At 66.5% G+C, this 18985-nt stretch carries 18 protein-coding genes and 2 tRNA genes; 8 read left to right on the top strand and 12 right to left on the bottom strand.

Annotated features, from left to right (window positions below):
- Positions 1–14: 14 nt before the first annotated feature.
- A complete protein-coding gene (locus tag OG558_RS25485; RefSeq protein WP_405065270.1) occupies positions 15–914 on the bottom strand; it encodes a carbohydrate ABC transporter permease in 900 nt (299 codons plus the stop codon).
- Positions 914–1795: a carbohydrate ABC transporter permease gene (locus tag OG558_RS25480; protein WP_405065269.1), complete on the bottom strand. Its 882-nt coding sequence runs from the start codon at positions 1793–1795 to the stop codon at positions 914–916. Before OG558_RS25480 ends, OG558_RS25485 begins: the two co-directional genes overlap by 1 nt.
- A 198-nt stretch (positions 1796–1993) precedes the next feature.
- Here OG558_RS25480 and OG558_RS25475 point away from each other — a divergent pair, with 198 nt between their 5' ends.
- The 7 genes from OG558_RS25475 (at position 1994) to OG558_RS25445 (ending at position 11056) form a co-directional block, all read left to right on the top strand.
- The gene (locus tag OG558_RS25475) at positions 1994–3316 is read left to right on the top strand and encodes an extracellular solute-binding protein (RefSeq protein WP_329475134.1); all 1323 of its coding nucleotides are present in this window, start codon (positions 1994–1996) and stop codon (positions 3314–3316) included.
- 4 nt (positions 3317–3320) lie between these two features.
- Entirely contained in the window at positions 3321–4376 is a 1056-nt protein-coding gene (locus OG558_RS25470; RefSeq protein WP_405065268.1) for a Gfo/Idh/MocA family protein, read from the top strand.
- Positions 4373–6592, top strand: coding sequence for a heparinase II/III family protein (locus tag OG558_RS25465; RefSeq protein WP_405065267.1), 2220 nt, complete (start codon positions 4373–4375; stop codon positions 6590–6592). The genes OG558_RS25470 and OG558_RS25465 overlap by 4 nt, the downstream gene beginning before the upstream one ends.
- The gene (locus tag OG558_RS25460; RefSeq protein ID WP_405065266.1) at positions 6585–7370 is read left to right on the top strand and encodes an amidohydrolase family protein; all 786 of its coding nucleotides are present in this window, start codon (positions 6585–6587) and stop codon (positions 7368–7370) included. Before OG558_RS25465 ends, OG558_RS25460 begins: the two co-directional genes overlap by 8 nt.
- Positions 7371–7396: 26 nt before the next feature.
- Complete coding sequence (locus OG558_RS25455) at positions 7397–8167, top strand: amidohydrolase family protein (RefSeq protein ID WP_405065265.1); 771 nt, start codon at positions 7397–7399, stop codon at positions 8165–8167.
- Positions 8160–9530 (top strand): hypothetical protein, encoded by a 1371-nt coding sequence (locus tag OG558_RS25450; RefSeq protein WP_405065264.1) that lies wholly within the window; start codon positions 8160–8162, stop codon positions 9528–9530. Before OG558_RS25455 ends, OG558_RS25450 begins: the two co-directional genes overlap by 8 nt.
- A 218-nt stretch (positions 9531–9748) precedes the next feature.
- Positions 9749–11056, top strand: coding sequence for an aspartate aminotransferase family protein (locus tag OG558_RS25445; RefSeq protein ID WP_405065263.1), 1308 nt, complete (start codon positions 9749–9751; stop codon positions 11054–11056).
- A 194-nt stretch (positions 11057–11250) separates the two neighbouring features.
- Here OG558_RS25445 and clpX read toward each other — a convergent pair whose 3' ends face one another.
- From clpX to OG558_RS25420, 5 genes are all read right to left on the bottom strand, one after another.
- Positions 11251–12546: an ATP-dependent Clp protease ATP-binding subunit ClpX gene (clpX, locus tag OG558_RS25440; RefSeq protein WP_405065262.1), complete on the bottom strand. Its 1296-nt coding sequence runs from the start codon at positions 12544–12546 to the stop codon at positions 11251–11253.
- Between the two features lie 225 nt (positions 12547–12771).
- The gene (locus OG558_RS25435; protein WP_329475126.1) at positions 12772–13383 is read right to left on the bottom strand and encodes an ATP-dependent Clp protease proteolytic subunit; all 612 of its coding nucleotides are present in this window, start codon (positions 13381–13383) and stop codon (positions 12772–12774) included.
- A gap of 31 nt (positions 13384–13414) precedes the next feature.
- Positions 13415–14038, bottom strand: a complete 624-nt coding sequence (locus tag OG558_RS25430) for a ClpP family protease (protein WP_131349683.1) — start codon at positions 14036–14038, stop codon at positions 13415–13417.
- Positions 14039–14272: 234 nt separating this feature from the next.
- Positions 14273–15667, bottom strand: coding sequence for a trigger factor (tig, locus tag OG558_RS25425; protein WP_405065261.1), 1395 nt, complete (start codon positions 15665–15667; stop codon positions 14273–14275).
- A gap of 77 nt (positions 15668–15744) precedes the next feature.
- Positions 15745–15817: transfer RNA gene (locus OG558_RS25420), tRNA-Pro, on the bottom strand.
- Between the two features lie 107 nt (positions 15818–15924).
- Between OG558_RS25420 and OG558_RS25415 the strand changes: the two genes are divergently transcribed.
- Positions 15925–15995: transfer RNA gene (locus OG558_RS25415), tRNA-Gly, on the top strand.
- A gap of 94 nt (positions 15996–16089) precedes the next feature.
- On the opposite strand, the gene OG558_RS25410 is transcribed toward OG558_RS25415, so the two are convergent.
- From OG558_RS25410 to OG558_RS25390, 5 genes are all read right to left on the bottom strand, one after another.
- Positions 16090–16245 carry a hypothetical protein gene (locus tag OG558_RS25410; protein WP_405065260.1) on the bottom strand — a complete coding sequence of 52 codons (156 nt, stop codon included), beginning with the start codon at positions 16243–16245 and terminating at the stop codon, positions 16090–16092.
- Between the two features lie 166 nt (positions 16246–16411).
- Positions 16412–16786, bottom strand: coding sequence for a YciI family protein (locus OG558_RS25405; RefSeq protein WP_405065259.1), 375 nt, complete (start codon positions 16784–16786; stop codon positions 16412–16414).
- A 300-nt stretch (positions 16787–17086) separates the two neighbouring features.
- Complete coding sequence (locus OG558_RS25400; RefSeq protein WP_405065258.1) at positions 17087–17449, bottom strand: YciI family protein; 363 nt, start codon at positions 17447–17449, stop codon at positions 17087–17089.
- Positions 17450–17699: 250 nt separating this feature from the next.
- Positions 17700–18044, bottom strand: coding sequence for a ClpX C4-type zinc finger protein (locus OG558_RS25395; RefSeq protein WP_405072216.1), 345 nt, complete (start codon positions 18042–18044; stop codon positions 17700–17702).
- 82 nt (positions 18045–18126) lie between these two features.
- On the bottom strand, positions 18127–18720 hold the full coding sequence (locus tag OG558_RS25390) for a nucleotidyltransferase domain-containing protein (protein WP_405065257.1): 594 nt from the start codon (positions 18718–18720) through the stop codon (positions 18127–18129).
- Between the last annotated feature and the right edge of the window lie 265 nt (positions 18721–18985).

The following is an 18985-nucleotide window of genomic DNA, read 5'->3' as shown; positions in this document are numbered from 1 at the left end:
GCGTGTGGTGGGGGTCAGCCTTTGACGGCGCCGCCCATGCTGTTGAGGATGCGTTTCTGCAGGAGGAGGAAGACCATGACGACCGGAACCAGCGAGATCACCGTGCCCGCGGCCAGGCCGCGCACATCGGTCCCGCTGACACCGCTCAGATACGCGATACCGAGCGCGATCGGGAACTTGGACTGACTGGTGAGCGTGACCAACGGCCAAATGAAGCTGTTCCAGACCGAGACGAAGCCGAGGATCGCGAGCACCGCCAGGGTCGGCCCGACGATCGGTACGGCGATCCGCCAGAAGATGGCGAACTCGTTGGCCCCGTCCACCCGGGCCGCCTCGATGATCTCGTCCGGGATCTGCGAGAACGCCTGGCGGAGCAGGAAGATGCCGAGCGAGGAGAGGATGGCCGGCAGGATCACCGACGCGAACGTGTCGGTCAGCCCGAGCTGGCTCATCACCAGGAAGCGCGGGATCAGCATCAGCTCGCCCGGCAGGAACATGATCGACAGGAAGAGCATGAAGAACAGACCACGGCCGCGGAACGCGATCCGGGCCAGCGGATAGGCGGTCAGCGCGGACACCACGAGGTAGATCGGGACGGTGATGCCCACATAGATCAGTGAGTTCACCAGGAAGCGCGCGTACGGGATCGTCGTCCAGGCCTCGCGGAACCAGTCGGTCACCGGCGGACGCGGGATGAGGTCCGGCGGGAAGCCGAACACGTCCTGGCCGGCCGGTTTGGTGGCCGAGCTCAGCAGGATCAGGAACGGCCCGATGAACAGTGCTGCCACCGCGATGAGCACGACATACACTGCGATCCGCCGTACTGTGCGGCCGGGGATCCGTGGCTGCGTCGACGAACGGCCGAGGATCCGGGTCAGCGAGGGCGAGCGGCCGAGTCGGCGCCGGGCCGCCATCAGACGTCCCTCCGTCGAGTGACGAGAAGGTTGAAGCCGGCCAGGACGATCATGATCGCCCACAGCAACAATCCGACGGCGCTCGCGTAACCCATGTCGTAGTCCTCGAACGCCTTCGACCAGACGTAGTAGCCGAGGGTCAGGGTGGAATCGAGCGGCCCGCCCCGGGTCATCACATAGACCGACTCGAACGCCCGCATCGCCTCGAGCATGCTGAGGATCAGCGTCACCGCGAACGTCGGTCGCAACGAGGGGACGACGACGTGCCTAAGCCGCTGCCAGCCGTTCGCTCCGTCGATCGTGGCCGCCTCGACCTGCTCGGACGGGACCGCCTGCAAGCCGGCGAGGTAGATCATCATGAACAGGCCCGCGTTCTTCCAGGCCTCCAACAGGACGACGGTCGGCAGTGCCCAGTGCCGGTCGAGGAGGAAGTCGATCGGGCCGGCGTCGACCAGGCCGAGCAGCCAGTTGACGACGCCTTCGCGGTTGAAGACGTACCGCCAGGCGACGGCCACCGCGACCATCGAGGTGATCACCGGTAGGTAATAGAGCATCCGGAACGCCTGGATCGCGCGGAGCTTGACGTTCACCAGCATGGCCAGGAACAGCGGAGCGACCACGGTGAGCGGCACGAACATGACCACGAACAGCAGCGAGTTGCGCAGCGCGATCCACACTCTGGGGTCGTGCAGCAGCCGGGCGAAGTTGTCCAGGCCGGAGAACCGGACCGGACTGACGATGTCGTAGTCGGAGAACGCCAACTGGATCGCGATCACGGCCGGCCAGGCGAACATCGCGGCGTACATCAGCAACCCGGGCAGCATGAACACGTACGGCGTGTACCAGCGCTGGCCGACAGTACGGCCACTGAGACCCGGCATCGCGCTCACCCCTTCGTGTCGGAAACCTGGCTTTTAGATTTACGATTGGAGGAACCGTAGCTCACTGCGAGCGTCGTCGGAAGCGACAATTCACAGAAACTCTCGGAGGTTCCGCGCCTGTGCACAACAGATTGCCAAACGGCGAAGTGTCTGTAAGTCTTGTTTAGGACATCCGAATCTGCCCCCGAGGAGCTCGCGATGACGCGACGCACACGATCCTTGCTGCGGAGCCGTCTGGTCCCCGCCGTGGCCCTGGCGCTCGCTCTGCCACTGACCCTGGCCGCTTGCGTCTCCGGCAGCCCGGCCGCCGGCGACGAGCCGAAGCAGTCCGGTGAGGCCTACGCCGGCGACGTCGAGTGGTGGACGATCAACCTGCAGAAGAACTACGGGCCTGACATCCAGAAGTGGATCGACGCCTACCAGAAGGAACACCCCAAGGTGTCCATCAAGTGGGTCGACGTCCCCGGCCAGGACATCACCACCAAGCTGCTGGCCGCGCTCGCGTCCGGCAAGGTGCCGGACGCCGTCAACATCACGTCCGCGACCACCGGGCTGTTCGCCGGCTCGATGGCCGATCTGAACTCCCTGTTCAGCAAGGACGACCTGGCCGCCTACGCGCCCAACCTGTCCGATCCCTTAGTTGCCGATGGCAAGCGCATCGCGATCCCCTGGTACAACGGCGGCACGTCGCTGGGCTTCTACAACAAGGACCTGCTCGCCAAGGCTGGTTTCGATCCGGCGAAGCCACCGGTGACGTACGACGACGCCCTCGCGCTGGCCAAGGCGTACCACGACGCGACCGGGAAGTCGGCGACGAACTTCATGGCCTACTCCAGTGTCGTCCAGGCCGACGGCATCCCGCTGCTTTCTGAGGACAAGAAGAAGGCGGTCTTCAACACACCGGAGACCCTCGCGCTGATGGAGAAGTTCAAGGCCGAGTTCGGCTCGGGCGCGATCGCTCCCGGCAGCCTCGGCGCCAACCAGCGTGACCTGCCGCAGTCCCTGGAGAACAAGCAGATCGCGTTCAACCCGGTCGCCGTCTCCAGCAGCCTGCTCAACATCCAGAAGAACTCCCCCGCCGTCTACGGCTCGATCGTCGTCGGTCCGCCGGTCGCCGGTAGTGACGGGAAGTACTACATGTCCGGTCAGCAGATCATCGGCATCCCGGCCAGGTCCGACAACCAGGCCGCGGCTGCCGCATGGATCAAGTACGTGACCGCTCCCGAGCAGCAGCTCGCGCTGTGCAAGCTGGTGCCGATCTACCCGTCGTCCGTCAAGGCGCTCGCGGACCCCTTCTTCACCGACATCTCCGGCAACACGCCGGCGGACGAGGCCCGGAAGATCCTGCTCAAGACGTTCACCAACAGCGTCGACGCGTCGCTTGGTTCCGGGAACGACGAGCAGTTGCGGCAGCTGTTCGACGATCAGATCCGGGCGTACATGTCGGGCACGAAGACCGCCCAGCAAGCCTTGGACGCCGCCGAACAGGCATGGAACGACACTCTCGCGAAGGGCCGATGAGTTGATGACCAACGGGGTGCGGATCGGGATCGTCGGCGCCGGGACCATGGGACGAGGCAATGCCTTGTCCCTGTCCGGGCTGCCCGATGTCGAGGTTGCGGCGGTGACCAGCCGCTCGGCGGACTCCGCCGTACGACTGGCTGACGAGATCGACGGGCGAGGTGCCAAACGGCCGACGATCCATCCGGATCTGGAGGCACTCCTTCGAGACGACTCGGTGGACGCCGTCGTACTGACCACGCCGGATCACCTGCACGGCGAGATGATGGTGCAGGCCGCGTCGGCGGGGAAGCACATCCTCGTCGAGAAGCCGTTGACCACTTCGGTTGCCGAGGCGGACGCCGCGGTCAAGGCGATCCGAGCGAACGGCGTCGTGGCGATGTGCTTGTTCAACCATCGCTGGGTTCCGGCGTACGCGCAGGCCCATGAGTTGCTCGCGGATCTTGGCGAAGGCGCGGTTGCCTATGCGCGCAAGGACGACACGATCTTCGTGCCGACCGAGATGCTGTCCTGGGCGGATCGGACGACGTGTGCGTGGTTTCTGTCCAGTCACGACATCGACCTGGTCTCCTGGCTGCTCCGCGATCAGGTACGGCGGGTCTACGCGACGGCTCGCTGGGGGAAGCTGCGATCGCTCGGAATCGAGACGCCGGACGCGATCCAGATCCAGGCGGAGTACTCGCGGGGCGCGGTGGCGACGTTCGAGTCGGCGTGGATCTATCCGAACACGTTCCCGACGACGGTCGACTCGTATGTCTCGGTGATCACCGACGACGGCGTGGTCCAGCTGGATCGCCAGAAGGAGAGTGTCGTCCTCGCTCGCGCGGACAGTTACACCTACCCGCGGAACATGCTGCAACGGGTGATGCACGGGATCCCGGCCGGTGCGTACGCCGACGCGATCGCGCACTGGGTCTCCTGCTGCCGCACCGGCAAGCAGCCGCTCATCACCATCGAGAGCAGCCGGAACGTGACCGCCGTACTCGAAGCCGCCCACACCTCGATCGAGAGCAGGCAGCCCGTCGAAGTCTCGATGTTGCCTGACCCAGGGAACGCATGAACGCCACATCAGGCCCGGAGAAGCCGCGGCACATCGACCATCGGATCAACCGGATCGGGACCGACGACCTGATCAAGGCGTTCGGCTCGCCTCCTGGTGTCCACGATCTCGGCACGCTGCGTTCGTTTGTGGCGGACCACATGCAACGACCGGCCTGGCCGTTGCGGGAGTGGGTCGAGGCGATCCGGTCGACGCCTGCGGCTGAGGCTGTCCTGACCGAGGCTGCACCACTGCTCACCGGTGTGGACGTGACCGGAAGCGAGCACGGCAGGTCGCGGCGCTACGGGTTCCACTACCTGGGTTGGTTGTCACCTGGAGTCCCCGCGTGGCTGCTGACCGGCGATGATCGGTACCTGTATGCCTTCGAGAAGCATCTCGACGAGTGGGTGGAGCGGCGCGACTCCGTGACCGGTGAGTGGCCGGGGCTGGACGTCATCTGGTATTCGCTGGGCACGTGGGCGCGGTGCCGGAATCTCCTGCCCACGTTGGCGGTTCTGACCGACTCGGCCTTATCGGACCAGGCTTGGGGCCGGCTGGTCGCCACCCTGGTCGGCGGGGCTCGGTGGGCGCATGACGAGCACGACGTCTTCCGGCACGGCAACTGGCAGTTGGTGTGTGCCACCGAACTGCTGCACATCAGCACCGTGCTGCCCGACCTGGTCGAGGCTGGTGTCTGGGCGTCGCGAGCCCGCGCACGGATCGACGAGCACTTGCTGCTCGATGTCTACGCCGACGGTGGGCACTACGAGCGTTCGCCCGGGTACCACAAGATGTGCCTGACGGCGCTGCAGACGGCGGCGGTGATCGACGCAGACGTGGCGGCGCACCCGAAGGTGGCGGCCATGCACGACTGGTTGGGCGCGCTGGTCTCCCGCGGTGGCTGGATTCCGCACCTGCAGGACAGCCATATCGAGTGGCCGGCGACCTCTCTCCTCCGCGGCAGCTATGTGCTCGACGATCCGACCCTGGCACGGATCGCGGCCCTGTGGCTGACGCCTGACGAGTTCGCGTCGGAGGCCGCAATGCTGCCCGCTTGGGAAGACGCGGCCAGGCAGCAGCGCTGGACGGATACGCTCGCCGCAGCGCGCGAGGGACTGCAGGAGATCCAGCCCGCACTGCCGCGGAGCACCGTGCTGCCCGACTCCGGCTACGTGATTCTGCGCGGCGACGACCTGCGGGCGGTGATCAACTACGGCCCGCACATCGAGCACGAACTCGAGTCGCACTCGCATCGCGCCGTACTCGATCTGGTTCTGGATGGCTGGCAGCAACCGCTGCTGTGGGAGGCAGGTGGTCCGCCGAGCTATGACGATCCGGAGTACCTGACCTGGTACCAGTCGGGTCGGGGCCACAACACCGTGCTCGTGGACGATCGCGAGCTCGGCACGGACCGCGGCGTGACTGTCGATCCACTCGTCGACACCGAGAAGCTCGCGGTCTTCTCCGGCCACCACCGCGGCAACGGGTTACCTCAGTCCCGCACCATTGCCATGGTCCGTGAGGAGCCTGCCTTCGTGGTGGTCTCCGACAGCAGTGCCGCGGAATCACACATCTTCCGATCCTGCTGGCATTCCCTCTACCCGTGGCGTGAGGTAGAACCACTGACGTACGACGCCTCGGCCGCTGACGGGCCGGGCTTGCTCCTCCTCGAGGTGGGCAACCCGTCGACGACCGCCGCGGAGACGTCCGAGGGCACGGCCCGGCGTCCACTGGTAGATCGCCGTATTGCGGAGTACGGATCGCTGCACTCGCTCGTGCTGAAGCGCGACACAGGCGTCTTCACTACAGTCCTTGTACCACACGCCACCGCGGAGGAGCCCAACGTTCGCGTCACCCGAGACGACGGCGAGCTCACGATCGACCACGGCCACACTGTCGACCGAGTCGGTCCCTCCGCGTGGGTCCGCACCAAGCGGACACATCTCCTGGTGGAAATGTTGTCCTGGGCAACAGGTTGGCGGGTGCGGTCGCTCCTCGATCGCGGGCGCCCGTTGCTGCGGACTTCAGAGGATGTAGACGCAACAGCCACGGTCGTCGACGGTGCGCTGCAGTTGGAGGTGACCTGCACCGGGCGCTGCGGACTCTGGATCCGGCCGACGGGCGACATCCGGCTCGACGGCGTACTCGTCACCCCGGAACCGGCAGACGACGGTTGGGCACACCTCACCCTGCCCTACACCGGCCGCTGGACCGTCCAAGGGGCGCGCCATGGCTGACGAGGCCACCACCGGATGGTTCGACGCCCGCATCGTGACCGGTGCGCATCCGTCCTCCTTGGTCCCACCGACAGACCGCGATGCGATCGCGGCTCACCTCGATACCTACCGCATGTCAGGTGCTCTGGTCAGTGCCATGGCCTCCTGGCTACACGATCCCTTGGCCGGGAACGCTGAGGCCAGCTCGGTGGCGCATAGCCTGGCAAACCGTGGTGTGCTGGCCTGTTGGACTGCGGTGCCTCGCACTCCGGGTGAGCTGGAGTCGCTGGAGAAGCTGGTTGATCAGGCCATGGCGGAAGGTGTCGCGGCCTTCAGAGTTCATCCGCACTCCCACGGGTACTCGCCGGCCCTACTCGGGGATCTGTACGGCGCGCTCGAGGCGAACGGGCTTCCGCTCTGTGTCGATGCCGGCGAGATCGGCTGGACTGACATCGAAGCGATCGCCCGGCGCTTTGCCGGTCTGCCGATCGTCGTCTCGAGCGTCGGTTACCGGCAGCTTCGCTCACTGTGGGCGGTGCTGAGCGACCACGACAATGTGTTCGTCGATCTGGTCGACTTCGCCGCACACCAGGCAATCGAGTGGCTGGCTGCGAACGGGCTCGCTGATCGGCTGCTGTTCGCGACCGGGCTCGGGCTTCGCGATCCCGGTGAGTGCATCATGCGGCTCGCTTGGTCGGGTCTGGATGACGACACCGTCACCCGAATCGGTTCGGGTACTGCGGCTCGCTTGTTCGGCGCACGGCGTACCGGAGAGCTCAGAGTGGGGGGACAGTCATGATCGGGCGGCGTCCGAAGCACAGGGTTGTGGATGTCCACGCGCACCTCGGCCCGTACTCCCTGTTCCACATCCCCGACCCGGACGCCGCGACGATGGTCGACGTGATGGACCGGACCGGGACCGAGGTCACTGTCCTCTCCGCGAATCGCGCCATCCAGCAGGACGCACACCTGGGCAACTCGCAGGCGCTGGCTGCCGTCGACGCCCATCCCGGCCGGATCGCGGCGTACGCGGTGATCAACCCGTGGCAGGACCCGAAGCGCGAACTCGAGCGCCTCGCCGGCGACGAACGGTTCGTCGGGATCAAGGTACACCCGACCCTGCACCGTTACCCCGTGACCGGCGCACGGTACGCGGCGGTCTGGGCGTTCGCGGAGGAGACCGGGTGTCCGGTGCTCAGTCACTCCGAGCATCGGTCGGCGTACGACGCTCCGTCACTGTTCGAGGCGGTTGCGGAGAAGTACCCGCGCGCGTCGGTGATCCTCGGGCACGCGGGCATCACGCCGGCCGGTGTCGACGAGGCGATCGAGGCCGCGGTACGGCATGAATCGCTGTGGCTGGAGGTGTGCGGCTCGCAGATGACCGGGCCGCTGATCATGGGGATGATCGAGCGGGTTGGTGGACACCGGGTGTTGTTCGGCTCGGACTTCCCGTTCATCGACCAGCGCATGTCACTCGGGCGAGTGGTGTGCGCGCCACTGACAGAGAGTCAACGCCAAGATGTTCTGAGCGGGAACGCGCGCAGACTGTTCCGGTGGCGTCCGCTGCCGGAGAACGAGGGGTTGACCGATGAGTGACTTGATCCAGCCGACCGAGCCGCCGACGGCCGGGGAGCGTCTGCCGGCTGTCACGGTGGGGCTGTTCGGGCCGCGGAAGCTGGTGCGGACGATGGCGGAGGTCGGGCTGGATATAGCCCTGCGTTCGGCGGGCCGGGTGCGGTTCCTGAGCGGAGGTTACGACGACCAGGCCGACGCGGAGGAGCGGTACCTGAAGTTCCGGGACCGGATCGATTCGGCGGTGTTCCCTGGCCCGTGGGTGTTCGACATCGCCACCGACGGGCACTGGCTGACGGTCCCGTCGACCCACCTCCCGCTCACCGGCGCCGCGCTGTACGCCGCCCTGTTGCGCGCCTCGCTGACTATCGAGGACGTCGACCTGAGCAGGGTGAGCATCGACTCGCTATCTACGGCCGACGTCGAGGAGGCGTACGCCGAGATCGGTCTCGACACCACCGACGTGTACGACATCCCGTACGAGGGTCCGGACTCGGTGGCCGGGTTCGCGGCTTTCCATCGGGAGAAGTGGGAGCAGCAGCACACTACGGTCGCGCTGACGACGATCCTCTCGGTCGAACGTGAACTACGGGCGCAGGGCATCCCGGTACTGCGGATCGCCCCGACGCGATCGAGTGTGCGCGACGCTCTCGAGACCGCGATCCTGCTCGGGCGGGGCACCCGGATGGGCGCGCATCAGCTCGCGATGATCGCTGTACAGCTCATCCCGGCCGGCTTGTCCCGGGGCGAATCCGGCGACTACTGGCAGCAGGAGCTCGCCCTGATGACACATCAGAAGCTGCTCTCCGAAGCCCGACAAGTGGGCGCCACCGTCGCACGCCGCTCGGACACGCTGTTCCTCGTCACGACCACGCACGGTGCCCTGGTCCGACTGACCGAGCAGTTCACCATCGCTCCGTTCCTCGGTGGGTTGACGGCACAGCTCGGCGTACCGGTGGCGATCGGGGTCGGCGCCGGCCAGACCGCGCGGGATGCGGAAGGCAACGCTCTGATCGCGGTGGAGGAGTCGGTCAGCCGCGACGGCAAGTTTGCGGTGTACCTGGATGACACGAGTACGCGGACCGAGCTCCCGCCTGCGCCGGCGGTCACGGAAGCGACGCCGCCCGACAGTACGTCGCCGATCGACCCGCGAGCACTCGAGATCGTCACCTCGATCGCCGCCGCGACCACGCCGGCCGCCGGCCAACAGGTCGTTGTCGACGTCGAGAGCGTCGCCGACATCATGCAGGTCACCCAACGCACCGGCCTCCGCATGCTCAAGGAACTGGTCGAAGCCGGCCTCGCCTGGCCCCTCCCCCCAGCCCGCTCAACCGCCGGCGGCCGCCCTCGCCAACAATTCCGCCTCCTAACCGAAAAACTCGACTAACCCCGTCCGCACCTCCCGCACCACCCACCCCAACCAATCCCACCCCTCCGGCCCCTTCCCCATCCACTCCCTCGACGGCTCTCGCGACTGATCCCGTCCTCGACCTTCCGTCCCCAACCACCACCCCGTCCGATCCGCCCCGAACCTCCCTTCCCGTCCACATCCCTCGACTGGTCTCGGCCTGATCTCATCCTTGACCGATCTGCCTGGAGGTAGTTGTGAAAACCGTTGCCCGCGGCTACGAACGCAGCGCTCGGCTGTACGAGCGTGCCCGGCATGTCATCGCCGGTGGTGTGTCCAGCGACGCCCGGCGGGCAGACCAGCCTCTGTTCGTCGATCACGCCCGCGGCGCTGAACTCTGGGACGTGGACGGCAACCGGTACCTGGACTACGTGCTCGGGCAAGGGCCCAATCTCCTCGGCCACGCCGCACCGCTGGTCGCTGAGGCAGTCTCGGCCCAAGTCAGCCGAGGCGTCGCGTACGCCGCTCAGCACGAACTGGAAGCCATCGTCGCCGAACGCGTGTGCAACATGGTTCCGGCGGCAGAGCTGGTCCGCTTCAACAGCGTCGGCTCGGAAGCCGTGCACGGCGCGATCCGGCTCGCCCGTGGGCACACCGGTCGGCCCAAGATCGTGAAGTTCGAAGGCAACTACCACGGCTGGCTCGATCCGGTCCTCTACAGCGTGCACCCCGACGTCGCCCTGGCCGGCGACGCCCGTCACCCCACGGCGGTCGGCGGCTCGGCGGGCCAGCCTCGGCACGACGCCGACGACCTGATTGTGCTGCCGTACAACGACCTGTCCGCGGTCGCCAAGGCGCTCGGCGACCACAGCGGAGAGATCGCCGCCGTGATCCTCGAGCCCTTGCTCTGCAACACCGGCTGCATCACCCCGCAGCCCGGCTACCTCGAAGGCCTCCGTGAGCTGACCAAGCAGTACGGCGTAGTGCTGATCTTCGACGAGATCATCTCCGGCTTCCGGGTCGCCCCCGGTGGCGCTCAGGAGCTGCTCGGCGTCGTACCCGATCTGGCGGCGTTCGGGAAGGCGATGGCCGGCGGCATGCAGGTCTCGGCGCTGGTCGGCTCGCGCGAGGTGATGGAATCGATCGCTGACGGCAAGGTCGCCCACGCCGGCACGTTCAACTCGCACCCGGTCGCGATGGCTGCGGCAGACGCGGTGCTACGCCAACTCGACGAGCACCGCGACGCCGTCTACCCGCCGCTGAACGCGGCAGGCCGGCGCTTGATGGCCGGCCTCCGCGAGTTAGCCGAGCGGCACGGTGTGCCGCTGTTGGTGGATGGTCCAGGGCCTGTGTTCCAGACGTACGTGACCGATCAGACCGACGTGACCGACTACCGCTCGTTCGCCGCGTGCGACCGGGCGACGATGGCGCGGTTCCATGCCGGACTCTTCGCGGCCGGGATCAACATCGTCCCGCGCGGCCTGTGGTTCCTGTCCACCGAGCACACCGAGGACCAGATTGACGAGACTATTGCGGTAGCAGACGCAGTGCTGGCTTCCCTTTAGGCAACGGATCGAACGCCTTCCGATCCTGGGCACAGGTCGAGGCGTCCGCCGAAGCCTTCAACTGGGGGAGGTAGCTGGTGATCATCTGGCTTCACCTCACCGACCGTGGCGGCTACCCGCTCCCGTTGCGTCCACCACGAGAAGGAGGCCGGAATCCGCGTACTGCGGATCCCGGCCTCCTTCTGTGGACTGCGTCAGGCGGTCTTCTCGCGCCGGTCGCGCTTGCGGTCGATCTGGTCGCGCGGGATCAGCGTGGGGTTCACGTTCTCCAGCACGACCTTGCCGGTGACGACGACCTTGGCGACGTCCTCACGGCTCGGCACCTCGTACATCACGTTGAGGAGAACCTCTTCCATGATCGCCCGCAGGCCGCGGGCGCCGGTGCCGCGCAACAGCGCCTGGTCCGCGATCGCCTCGACCGCGTCGTCGCTGAACTCCAGCTCGACGTTGTCGATCTCGAACAGCCGCCGGTACTGCTTGACCAGCGCGTTCTTCGGCTCGGACAGGATCTTGATCAGCGCGTCACGGTCCAGCGGGGACACCGTCGTGATGACCGGGAGCCGGCCGATGAACTCGGGGATCAGGCCGAACTTGAGCAGATCCTCCGGCATCACATCCGCGTACCCGCCGGCTTCCTTCGGCTTCTCCGGCTCACGCGAGGTGTTGAAGCCGAGCGTCTTCTTGCCGACCCGCTGCTCGACCATGTGGTCCAGGCCGGCGAACGCGCCGCCGACGATGAACAGCACGTTGGTCGTGTCGATCTGGATGAACTCCTGGTGCGGGTGCTTCCGGCCACCCTGCGGTGGCACCGAAGCCGTCGTACCTTCCAGGATCTTCAGCAGAGCCTGCTGCACACCCTCGCCGGAGACATCGCGGGTGATCGACGGGTTCTCGCTCTTGCGGGCGATCTTGTCGACCTCGTCGATGTAGATGATCCCGGTCTCGGCCTTCTTGACGTCGTAGTCGGCCGCCTGGATCAGCTTGAGCAGGATGTTCTCGACGTCCTCACCGACGTACCCGGCCTCGGTCAGCGCGGTCGCGTCGGCGATGGCGAACGGGACGTTCAGCATCCGGGCCAGCGTCTGCGCGAGGTAGGTCTTGCCGCAGCCGGTCGGGCCGATCAGCAGGATGTTCGACTTGGCCAGCTCGACGGCCTCGTCCTTGGCATGCCGACCGGCGGTCGACCCGCCCTGACCGTCCCGGACCCGCTTGTAGTGGTTGTACACCGCCACCGCGAGAGCCTTCTTGGCCACGTCCTGTCCGACGACGTATGCGTTGAGGAAGTCGTAGATCTCCCGCGGCTTCGGCAGCTCGGTGAGTCCGACCTCGGAGCCCTCGTTCAGCTCCTCCTCGATGATCTCGTTGCAGAGATCGATGCATTCGTCGCAGATGTAGACGCCGGGACCGGCGATGAGCTTCTTGACCTGCTTCTGGCTCTTCCCGCAGAACGAGCATTTCAGCAGGTCGCCGCCGTCACCTATGCGTGCCACCGGGACAGATCCCTTCTATGCGAAGTCGAACCAAGGGCCGAGGGGGCGTGGGCCGCTCGGGCCGGGGCGCCGAGGCTACCCCGATCCCGATTTCGACGGTACCCCGTCCGGGGCCGAAACGCCGCGCCCGCCGCCGGGTTGTGACTACGCCGGTGGCGAACGCGCCTCGCCCTTGACAGCCCCATCTCAGCCACACCGTCACCCCGCCAGAGCGGGGCAGCGACGTCAGACGCCGGCCGGGACCGGGGTCTTGAGCGACTGCAGGACGTCGTCGATCAGGCCGTACTCGATGGCCTGGTCGGCAGTCAGGAACTTGTCCCGCTCGATGTCACGCGAGACCTCCTCCAGCGACTTGCCGCTGGCGTCGGAGATCATCTTCTCCAGCAGAGCGCGCAGGCGGAGGATCTCGTTCGCCTGGATCTCGATGTCGCTGGACTGCCCGTAGGTGCCCTCGGTGGCCGGCTGGTGAATGATGATCCGGCTGTTCGGCAGCGCGAGCCGCTTGCCCGGCGTACCGGCCGCGAGCAGCACCGCGGCGGCCGACGCGGCCTGACCGAGGCAGACCGTCTGGACGTCCGGCTTGATGTAGCGAACCGTGTCGTAGATCGCGGTCAGCGCGGTGAACGAGCCGCCCGGGGAGTTGATGTAGATGCTGATGTCGCGGTCGGAGTCCATCGACTGCAGGCACAGCAGCTGGGCCATCACCGCGTTCGCGATCTCGTCGGTGATCGGCGTACCGAGGAAGATGATCCGGTCCTCGAACAGCTTGGTGTAGGGGTCGATCCGGCGCATGCCGTACGACGTGCGCTCCTCCCACTGCGGGATGAAGTAGTTCATAGGTGCGTCCTTTGACTGACGGAGTGGGAGATCAGGAGTTCGGGCTGCCGGAGGTGAGCTGCGCGGCGCTGGCGACCACGTGGTCGATGAAGCCGTAGTCCTTGGCCGCGTCGGCGGTGAACCAGCGGTCGCGGTCCGCGTCGTTCTCGACCTGCTCGAGCGGCTGGCCGGTGTGCTCGGCGATCAGCTTGAACAGCTGCGCCTTGATGTGCAGCGACTGCTCGGCCTGGATCTTGATGTCGGACGCCGTACCGCCCATACCGCCGGAGGGCTGGTGCATCATGATCCGCGCGTGCGGCAGCGCGAACCGCTTGTCCTTCGCGCCGGCGCAGAGCAGGAACTGGCCCATCGAGGCGGCCAGGCCCATCCCGACGGTGGCCACGTCGTTGGAGATCCACTGCATCGTGTCGTAGATCGCCATGCCGGAGTCCACCGAGCCACCCGGCGAGTTGATGTACAGCCAGATGTCCTTGTTGGGGTCCTCGGCGTTGAGGAGCAGCATCTGCGCGCAGATCGCGTTCGCGTTGTCGTCGCGAACCTCGGACCCCAGGAAGATGATCCGGTTCTGCAGCAGGCGCTGGTAGATGTGGTCGTCGAGTCCGCCGGATCCGTTGCCGCCCGCGGCGGTGGGGCTGGCTGCAAATGTCTCGTTCACGAAGCCGACATTACTGGGCACCGGCGACAGACCTAAGGCTGGGCCACAGGTGTTCGCTCACGGCGCACCCCACAGCGCATTTCATCTGCTTTGAGCGAATTCCGCGGCTGTGATTCGGACCGCCCGGCACACGCTTCCAGGTCAGGTACTTCGCATCCCGCCACGACTCACGACCGGCCGGAAACGCGCGAGCGGCCCGGAACCACAGTGGTTCCGGGCCGCTCGTCGTACCACTCAAGCCTTGGCGGGCTCCTCGGCCTCGGCCGGCGTCTCCTCGGCGGCAGTCTCCGCCTCGGCGTCGGCGTAGCTGCCGTCCGGCTGCAGGGTCTTCAGTTCGACCTCGTTACCGGAGGCGTCGGTGACCTTGGCGTTCTCGACCAGGTGGGCGAGCGCCTTGCCGCGGACGACCTCGGACACCAGGCTCGGGACCAGGTTGTTCTCGACCGCGTGCTGGGCGAACTGGTCCGGGCTGACGCCGGAGCGCTGCGCGTGCCGGACGATATGCTCGGTCAGCTCCTGGTCGTTGACGCTCAGCTCCTGCTGCTCGGCCACCAGGTCGAGCACGAACTGCGCCTTGATCGCGTCCTCGGAGCGCTTCTTCAGGTCCTCGTCGAACTCTTCCTGGGTCTGCTCCTCGCCCTCCAGGAACTGCTCGAACGTCATCCCGGAGTACCCGAGCTGCTGCTCCAGGTTCTCCTTGCGGGCGGCGAGCTCGTCGATCAGCAGACCCTCCGGCACCGGCACGTCGACCAGGGTGAGGATCTTCTCGAGTACGGCGTCCCGCGCCTCGCCGGCCTGCTCGAGCCGCTTGCCGCGCTCCAGCCGGCTGGTGACGTCGGCCTTCAGCTCCTCGGCAGTGTCGAACTCCGACGCGGTCTGCGCGAACTCGTCGTCGAACTCCGGCAGCTCCTGCTCCTTGACCGCGGTCACGGTCACCTCGACGTCGACGTCCTCGCCCTTCAGCGCGCCGCCGACCAGCTGGGTGACGAAGGACTTGCTCTCACCGGCGTTGAGCCCGGTGACGGCCTCGTCCAGGCCGTCCAGGAGCTGGCCGCTGCCGACCTGGTAGGACAGGCCGGTCGCCTGGGCCTCCTCGACCTTCTCGCCGTCCTTGCTGGCCGACAGGTCGAGGGTGATGAAGTCCTTGTCCTGCACCGCGCGCTCGACCGGGTTCAGCGAGCCGAACCGCTGCCGCAGCGCCTCGATCTGCTCGGTCACATCGTCGTCGCTGACCGCGATGTCCTCGACCTCGGCCTCCAGGCCCTCCAGGTCGGGCAGCGTGATCTCGGGGCGCACCTCGACCTCGGCGGAGAACTGCAGGCTCTCCTTGTCGTTGAACTCGGTCACGTCGACCTCGGGCCGGCCGATCGCCTTGACCTGGTTGTCACTGACCGCCTGCGAGTAGAGCTTCGGGAGGGCGTCGTTGATCGCCTCCTCGAGCACCGGCCCGCGACCGACCCGCTGGTCGATCACCTGCGGCGGGACCTTGCCCTTGCGGAACCCCGGAACGGTGATCTGCGAGGCGATGCTCTGGTACGCCGCGTCGAGGCTCGGCTTGAGTTCCTCGAACGGCACCTCGACGATGAGCTTGACCTTGGTCGGGCTCAAGGACTCGACGGTGCTCTTCACGGTGGCGGTTCTCCTTGAATCGATGACATTCACAGCACGGTGACAGCCCGCACTGCACCGGTGCTGCAGGGGGTTTGTCGGGGCGACAGGACTCGAACCTGCGGTCTCCTGCTCCCAAAGCAGGCGCGCTAGCCACTACGCTACGCCCCGCAGTGACCGGATGAGTCTAGTCGACCGGAACCAGTGCTCGCGCCACCACCCCGGTCACCTACCGTTTTGAGTCCAGCCCAGGGAATGTGGAATCATGTCCGAGCACCGCGGGTGTAGCTCAATGGTAGAGCCCCAGTCTTCCAAACTGGCTACGCGAGTTCGATTCTCGTCACCCGCTCGAACAGCAGAAGGCCCCTAGCCACAGGGAATTCGAGGCTAGGGGCCTTCTCTCACGTCCAGGCCGGATCTGGCCGCGTGCGATTAGCCGGCGATCAGGTCGTCGGCATCAGCACCGCCGTCGCCCCATCGTCGTCATCGCGCTTGCTCTCGCGAGCGACCACCTCGTTCAGCCGAACCGCGATCTCCCGAGCCCGCTGATCGGTCTTGTGCTGGTAGATCAGCGCCGCACGCATCGATCCGTGCCCCATCCGGTGCATCAACTCCCTGGTCGAAGCGCCACTCTTCGAGCCAGGTGATTACCGGTGTGACGTAGGTCATGGAAGTGGAACCCGGCAGGCAGACCAGCTTCCCGACCTTCGCCGTCCACTTGACGGTGCCGTCGCAAGTCTCCCGCGATCAGACGTCGTCGGGGTGTCACCCCCGCCTGGCAACCTCACGGAGCAGCGCGTCTGTTTCGGGGTCGGGCATGAGCTCCCGCACCTCTTGCGCACAGCGACAAGCGGCGGCGATCTTGGCAGCCCACGCCAGCGCCTCCTCGCGGGTGGTCACGTTGACGACCGAGAACCCGCCAACGACCTCCTTGGTCTCCGGGTAAGGCCCGTCGGTGACCACCCCGTCCGTGGCTACGACGCTCGCCCGCTGCCTCTCGAGCCCGCCGCCGTACACCCACACGCCGGCGTGCACGGCCTCCTCGACCACCTCGTGCGAGGCCTTGCCCACGTCGGGCCAATCCTCGGCGGGGATGTGGTCCATCGCGCCGTCATTGAACGAGATCAAGTACTCCGGCATCCCATGACTCCCTTGTCCCGGCGGCCTCTCAGACCGCCTCTTGCCTGTTCTACGAACGACTCGTCCCGGATCCGACGCTATGCCAGAAGAAATTCTCACGGGATCTCCGCCGCTCAGCGCTCGTCATGTCGCCTCTGTTCGCGGATCATCGCCGCCGCCACCGGCTACGAACAGTTCCACACACTCATCTGCCCGCGATCCGTGCTTGTCGCAGATCACTGACGGACGAGTGTCGCGCATCACCCGACGGAGGACAGCAGCTCCGCGGGCTCTCCGAGCGGCCGCTGATTGAACGGGCCTTCAGGCAGTCTCGGGGGCCGGCACGTACTGGAAACGTCGCACCTCCTGCGGCCAACCGCAGGCCACCGCGATCTTTCCCGCCCACAGCCGCGCAGCCTCCTCGTCGGCCACGTCGACGACGGCGAAGCCGCCGAGATGCTCCTTGGACTCGACGTACGGGCCGTCTGTGAACACCGGAGAGCCGCTCGACGCATCGACACTGAACACAGGGGCAGCGTCGTCCAGGCCGCCGGTGAAGATGAGGACCCCGGCCGCTGTCATCTCTACCCTCAGCGCGCGGACAGCCTTGGAGGCATTGCGTAGATCCTCGTCCGTGAGATCCGGCAACCACTCTTCGTTGAATGCGATGAGGTACTCGGCCATGTCTCCTCCTCTGCGGGTGACCCCTGCGGCCACCCTCCACCTTCTCCACGAACAGCAGCACCCCAATCCGACACCGAGTCCGGATCTCACACCTCACCTGGCGGACGAGTCTCGCGGATCACCCAACGGACGACAATCACCTTCGCCGGGCTCTCCGGAGTTCGGCTCCTACGGATCAAAGGGAGCCTGGCGCCCGATCCGTACGGCGACCACCGACCTCGACCGCGCTCCGCGGACGTTCGTGGGAGGGTTACTCCTCGCCGGAGAAGCGTTCCCAGGCTGATTGGCGGCTGATGCCGAGGGCTTCGCCGATTCTGGCCCAGGTGACGGACCGGGAGCGGAGACGGAGAACGCGATCCTGTACAGCTGTTTCGACCTGTCCTCGGGTTGCGTAGAGCCGCGCCATATCGGCGAGTAGCTCGTCGTCGCTCTTGCCGTCCAGGGGTGGGAATGACGGCATCAGCCGGCCGCTGAGCAGCTGTTCGCAGAGGCCGACGCACTCGTTGCAGATGAAGACCCCGGGACCAGCGATGAGCCGGTCCACCTCACTCTTGTCCTTTCCACAGAACGAGCAACGCATCGCGGTGTCCGGCATCACGACTCCGATCCTGTCAGGGTTTCCCTGACACGCTTGTCAGGCTATCCCTGACAGAATCGGAGCGTCAAGACCGTTGCGGTCAGCGGAGGGTTGGGAGCCAGGGGTGGTTGGGGTAGCGCGGGGCGATGCGGTCGTGGAGCCAGCGGCGGCGACCTGGGTCGAGGAGGTGCGCGACGTCGTCGAAGTCGGCGTGGTCCTTCGGGCGGCCGCCGCGTGACTTGAAGAGGAGCACGACCTCCGGTGCGAGGTACGGGATGCCGTCGGGCGACCTGAGGGTGATCTCGGCGAGTGGCTTCCGGATCGTGCCTCGGCCGCGGTGGTAGACCCATTCGTCGGCGTCGGACGCGGCGAACAGGATCTGGATCGGGGACGGATTCGGGTCGTCGGGAAAGACCAGAGCATGCGGACCTGGCGTCAGTACCTCGCCGGGCGCCCAGGAACGACGTACGCCCGTCTCCGGAAGCTCGACCATGGGTCGCGGGCTGGTGAACGTCTTGGCGACCTCGTCGAGATCACGGGCGAGCACAATGACATCCACGTCGCCATGGGATCGCCTGAGGCGATCGGCGAACAGGTCGAGCGCCCAGCCGCCGGCGACCCAGTACGGATACGGATAGGCGTGGAACAGAGTGCGAACTGCTGTTAGAGCCGGGGATCGATCGATCGGACTCAAAGGGACTCCTCGCAGGGGTTCGATGCGGTGAGCCCCGAGGAGGGTCAGAGCGGCTGGTAGAACCAGCGAGGCGGCACCACGCGGAAACGACGCATGTGAACCACCTCCCTTGTGCTCTGACGCAAACCGCAGCCTAGCAAGACGAGGGAGCGTTCAGGACGGTCAGCAACTCGTCGACCACCTGCGTCACGTGCCGCTGCCGTCAATCAGTACGGCGCCGTAGCGAGGCCCACGGACTGTCGTTCGACGACCCTGCGTACTGCGA

Origin of the sequence: Kribbella sp. NBC_01510, from assembly GCF_045040325.1 — a bacterium.
In the GTDB taxonomy this organism is placed as follows: Bacteria; Actinomycetota; Actinomycetes; order Propionibacteriales; family Kribbellaceae; genus Kribbella.
The sequence above is the reverse complement of the archived record's forward strand: the minus strand, read 5'-3'. Positions and strand labels throughout refer to the sequence as shown.

What these genes read in the sequence shown, in the direction of transcription:
- OG558_RS25450 (WP_405065264.1), top strand. Translation starts at nt 8,160, where the DNA reads ATGAGTGACTTGATCCAGCCGACCGAGCCGCCGACGGCCGGGGAGCGT.
- OG558_RS25435 (WP_329475126.1), bottom strand. Translation starts at nt 13,383, where the DNA reads ATGAACTACTTCATCCCGCAGTGGGAGGAGCGCACGTCGTACGGCATG.
- OG558_RS25475 (WP_329475134.1), top strand. Translation starts at nt 1,994, where the DNA reads ATGACGCGACGCACACGATCCTTGCTGCGGAGCCGTCTGGTCCCCGCC.
- OG558_RS25485 (WP_405065270.1), bottom strand. Translation starts at nt 914, where the DNA reads ATGGCGGCCCGGCGCCGACTCGGCCGCTCGCCCTCGCTGACCCGGATC.
- OG558_RS25460 (WP_405065266.1), top strand. Translation starts at nt 6,585, where the DNA reads ATGGCTGACGAGGCCACCACCGGATGGTTCGACGCCCGCATCGTGACC.
- OG558_RS25465 (WP_405065267.1), top strand. Translation starts at nt 4,373, where the DNA reads ATGAACGCCACATCAGGCCCGGAGAAGCCGCGGCACATCGACCATCGG.
- OG558_RS25400 (WP_405065258.1), bottom strand. Translation starts at nt 17,449, where the DNA reads ATGGCCGAGTACCTCATCGCATTCAACGAAGAGTGGTTGCCGGATCTC.
- OG558_RS25410 (WP_405065260.1), bottom strand. Translation starts at nt 16,245, where the DNA reads ATGGGGCACGGATCGATGCGTGCGGCGCTGATCTACCAGCACAAGACC.
- OG558_RS25480 (WP_405065269.1), bottom strand. Translation starts at nt 1,795, where the DNA reads ATGCCGGGTCTCAGTGGCCGTACTGTCGGCCAGCGCTGGTACACGCCG.
- OG558_RS25470 (WP_405065268.1), top strand. Translation starts at nt 3,321, where the DNA reads ATGACCAACGGGGTGCGGATCGGGATCGTCGGCGCCGGGACCATGGGA.
- OG558_RS25405 (WP_405065259.1), bottom strand. Translation starts at nt 16,786, where the DNA reads ATGCCGGAGTACTTGATCTCGTTCAATGACGGCGCGATGGACCACATC.
- OG558_RS25395 (WP_405072216.1), bottom strand. Translation starts at nt 18,044, where the DNA reads ATGCCGGACACCGCGATGCGTTGCTCGTTCTGTGGAAAGGACAAGAGT.